The sequence below is a fragment of the Janthinobacterium sp. JC611 genome (genome assembly GCF_018682595.1).
Classification (GTDB): domain Bacteria; phylum Pseudomonadota; class Gammaproteobacteria; order Burkholderiales; family Burkholderiaceae_D; genus Janthinobacterium.
The window spans coordinates 1-4,864 of sequence record NZ_JAFLJN010000040.1 but is presented as its reverse complement, the minus strand read 5'-3'; the positions used below and the strand labels follow the sequence as shown (position 1 = coordinate 4,864).

Here is a 4,864-nt window from a genome sequence, read left to right as displayed (position 1 = left end):
GCATTGGCGATGACGCCAGCGGTGAGTGTCATGTCTCTCCCCGCCTGGGCAATCAGCGTATTCCCCTCGCCGGTGCCCGTGACGTACAGGCCCGCCACCTTGTCGACGACCGTACTGCTGTCGCTGATGGTTTTTCTGTCACGCAGACCTACACTGGAGTCACTGGCGGTCGTTGTCACCAGATTGATGTCGCGGCCCGCGCTGGCAAGCAGCTGCGTTTCGGCAACGACGCCACTCGCGCGGATATTGATATCGTTTCCTGCCATCAATGCCACTTTGTCGCTTTGCACGTCGCTGACCAATTCCTTGGCAAAATCCGACCCCACAGCGTTCGTGGCTTTTGCGACGACCGAACCAATACTCAAGTCGCGCCCGGCCGAAAGGCTCGTCGCTCCACCAGGCGCGGTATTGCTGACGATTGCGCCCGTGATGCTGACATCGCGCCCTGCAGAAACAATCATGTTGCCGCTACCGTTTGCACCGCCACTGACATACAAGCCCGCCACGCGGTCGATCACGTGTCCGCCATCGAGCGTGCCAGTGGCGATATTGATGTCCCGTCCGGCGCTGGCTTGCAGCGTACTGTTCGCGGAAATAGTCCCGCTGATGTTGTTGAGGTCATTGCGGGCTGCGACGGCAACCGCATCGCCATCGATGCGGCCACCGAGGTTATTGACGTTCTCCGCATTGAGCAACACCACGTCACGCCCGGCAATGGTGCCGCTGTTGGTCAGGTCGCCGGTGATATTGATATCGACATTTTTGCCGGCCAACAAGGCACCTGTGCCGTCGATATCATCGGCACGCAAGCGCACATACACTTGCGGCACCAGCGCCTTCTGCGTGCTGCCATCGGCCAGCGTGACTTCGCGCTCGACCAGCCAGACGATGTCGCTGGTCAATGCCGCCATCTGTTCCGGCGTCAGTGCCACGCCGGGGCGCAAGCCATACTGCTGGGCATAGCTGACGCCGGCGTCCATCAAGCCGCGGAATTGCTCTTCGTCGTTGCTATAGTCGCCGGTAAAACGGTGGCCCGTCAGGTCGGCGACCTGCTCGCGTACCAGTTGCTGCTCATAGAAGCCATCGCCCAGCCGCTTTTGCGTGACGGCGGGATCGAGTTGCATTTTGCTGCTCATGTAGTCCGAACCCGTCCAGGTGCGGTACTCGGCAAAGCGAGGATCGGTCTCAACCAGATACTTGGCCGACGTCGAAGGACTGATCTTGAACAGGCTGGCATTCGGCAGTTGCAGTGGTTTGGCCCCGGTCCTGACGACTTCCGCCTTCCCCCCCGGATTGGCCAGCGCCACTTGCCGGATCAGCGGCGAGCGCGCCTGGCCTGCGCCAGGGCCTGCCGCGACCTTGCCAGCAGCGCCAGCCGCCGTGCCGATGGCAGCTTGCGTGCCCGCCCCCACAGCCGCCTGCGTGGCACCTGCCGCGCCATCGACCTTGGACAAGGCACTACCCGCCACTGCGCCAGGCTGCGCCGCCACACCCGCATTGCCGGTCCGGTCGCTGCCATGAATCCCTTTAGCGCCAGCAACGCCGGCCGGGCCAGCTACGGCGCCCACAGCGAGGCCCGCCGTATCGACACCGCCCAAGGCTGGCGCACCCGTCACGGCCACATTGCTGCCAGCTACCGTTCCCACACTGCCAGCCTGGCCGGCACTGCCTGTTCGGTCGCTGCCGTGCAAGCCTACCCCGCCGCTTATGCTGCTTGGCCCGCCCTGCGAGCCGATTGCCAACTGATTCGGATCGCGAATGACGCTGGCATTACCCTCACCAACCGCCGCGCCCACGGCTGCCGCTGCCACGGCGGAAATGCTGCCGGCCTGGCCAGCCTGGCCGGCCCGGTCACTGCCTTGCAAGCCGCCGCTGCCGCTGGCCACGCCAGCGCTGGCCACATTGGTGCCCGTGCCGACGTTGGAGCGCAGGATAGCGGACATATGGATATCGGCGCTGCCGCCGTCGGCCGCGGACACCGTCTGGCCCGCCACCGAAGCGACCCCGCCCGTGCCGCCGACATTGCCGAGCTGGCTATCCCCTGGGCCACTGGCTGCGCCAACACTGGCCGCACCCTGGCCGCTACTGGCGGCCACGCCGGCAACGGAACCCGCCGTATTGCCTACCGTGTTGAGCCAGACGCTGACATTGGCAGCGCCAGTTCCGCTGGTTCCTCCTGCGGCAGACAGGTTCGAACGCGCAGCCACACTATTGCTTGGCGGCGCTTGAGTGGAAGGCAAGTCGCCGCCACCTATTATGTAAGAGTTGGAATAGGGTGACACTGCATGGCCGAACTCGAAGTTTTTTACACCGTCGTCAACCACACCGTCCGTTTCATCATAAAATATTTCAGTGCCCGTTTCTGTTACCCGTGTCTGATTTGCAGTTGATCGGTTATCCTCGATCTGGCTATGCACATTCAACGTTTTGCCGGCAATAAGACGGCCGTTTTCGTTGACTGTCTTATATGCAGTCACCGTCAAATCTCCACCAGCCACAATCATGCCAGGATCAGATGCCGTCACCGTGCTAGTGCTGACAGTCCTGTAAATACGATATTCAGTGAACCTACTGTACTCGCCATCTGGCGTCCGCAAATACCGATTCCCGTTCGTGCTTAGCACGGTTACGACTTCCGATGCATTGGCATCGTATCGCTTGCCACTATATGTTAAGTAGTAATTAAAATATTCACTTGGCCCAGGTGACGAAAACTCGACAGCAAAGTGGTTGTTCAACAAGGTGATCTCGCCAGCCCTCAGCGCCAAATTGCCCATGGCCTGGATGGTGGCGCTGGCATTGGTCAGGCTGGCCACGGCCCCTGTGGCATAGCGGTTACCATCAAGGCTGCCACCGATCGCCATGTCCCCTGAGCTGAAGATCAGTGCATGTTCCCTGTTGTTGATGGTGGTGGCACCGATATCGAGGCTGCCGCGCGACGCTATCGTCGCCGCCACGCCGCCCTCGACAGCATTGTTCAACGTGCCCGCCCCGATGCTGAGCGCAGTGCCGTAGATGCGCCCGCTGCCGATATTGGTGAGCGTGCCCGCATCAATCTGCGTATTCACGCCATCGATCACGCCGCGGTTAGTCAGGATCGCTCCGACATTCACCCTGGTGGTGCCGGCATTGATGTCGCCGCTGCTGGTATTGTCGAGACTGTAGGCATTGAGCGCCAGTATCTGGCCTGCCTGCACCTTGCCCGCGTTGACAAGGCTGCCACCCACGCTGAGGCTGGCATTGCGGTTGGCAATCACCTGCGCCCCCGCTTCGACAACATGATTGCCGCTCAGATCCAGGCTCAGATCCCCCCTGGACATCACGTTACCACTACCGCCCAAGCCCGCTGCCTTGATCGCCGCCAGTTCGCCGCCGATGATGGTGCCGCCGCCATTGCTGATGCTCAGGCCGCGGCTGGCGCCCTCGTCCTTGACGCTGACGGTATTGTTCGCACTGATCAGCCCGGATGTATTGTTCACACTGCCGTTGCTGTTGATGCTCAGGTTATTGTCTGCACGCAAGCCACCCTGGCTGTTATTGATCATGCCTGCCGACAGGTTGACGTCGCGGCCTTCGATTCCCTTGTCGGTCCCCTGCGTTGCCTGGTTGACGATGGCGCCAGCCCCCAGCGCGACGGCAGCGCCGCCACGTATCAGTCCGGACGTGTTGTCGATCGTGCCGGCGCCCGCCTGCAAGCCCAGGTTGCCGACCACTTGCACCTGGCCGCCCTGATTGGCCAGCCCGCCGATGGCCAGTTCCAGGCCGCCGCTGGAAACAATCTTTCCGCCCATATTATTGATATAGCCGCTGCTGCCGCCTACCTGCCCCGCCGCGCCCAGGAAACCAGCCGCGTTGTTCCAGGCGCCAGTCGCCAGCGTCAGCGTCCCGCCACTGCTGATGCCGCCATTGCTGCCGGCATGGCTGGCCGCATACGCCGCGGCATCGCTGTTATCGAGCGCCTGGCCATGGGTATTGATGACGATTGCATTGCCTGCTTGCAGCAAACCACCGTGATTGTTGAGCTCTCCAGTTTGCAGATTCAGTACTTGCGTGGCGGCGATGGTTCCCTGGACATTGTTCAAGCCCTGTCCCGCCGTATCGATGCTGACGTTGCGGCCCACGATGCTGCCTGCGGAGGCATAGCCGGAAGCCAGCGTATTGCCAAGGCTTGAGCTTTGCAAAACAAGGTCCGCGCCTGCCTGGATTTGTCCGCTGTCGTTGCGCAGCTGGCCCGTGGTCGCGCGCAGATTGCCCGTGACGCTGGCCAGTTTACCGCCCGTATTGTCGATACTCGCAGCCTGGATGCCGAGATTGCCATTGGCGGCCACCAGGCCGTCCTTATTATCCAGCGCCTGGTTCAAGGTCAGTGCAAGGCTTCCGCCCGTCGTCAGGCTGCCGCCGCGGTTCGACATACTGCCGGCCTGAAGCGTCGCGTCGCCTCCCGCTGCGATCTTGCCGCCGTTGTCATTATTCAATGAAGTACCAGCGCTCAGGTCCAAGGTGGCGCTGCCCGCCGCCTGCACCGTGCCACCCTGGTTGTTGATGACCTGCGCGCTGACGGTGGTATTGCCATTGCTGGCGATCAATCCACCTTGATTGTCCAGAACTTGCGCGATGCGGATATTGCTAGCGCCCTGCCCCAGCTGCACCAGTTCTCCCTGACGGTTATCCAGGCTGCCGCTGTCGATGGTCAACTGCCCAGCCTGCGTACTGGCCTTGCGAAAATCGATACTGCCAGCGGTGATCTTCAGGCTGCCATTGACAGTGATCTGGCCCCCCTGCCCGTTCAAGGCTGCGGCATCGATGGCCAGCTGGCCCAGGCCAGCGTGCTCGATCCGCCCGCCGGCATTGCTCAGCGTTGCGG

Annotated in this window: 1 protein-coding gene; it reads right to left on the bottom strand. The window is 62.0% G+C overall.

All coding sequences use genetic code 11. From position 1 onward, the window contains the following. Positions 1 to 4,864, bottom strand: a 4,864-nt coding sequence (locus tag J0O65_RS23850) for a beta strand repeat-containing protein (RefSeq protein WP_502793590.1), incomplete at both ends; no start/stop codon positions are given.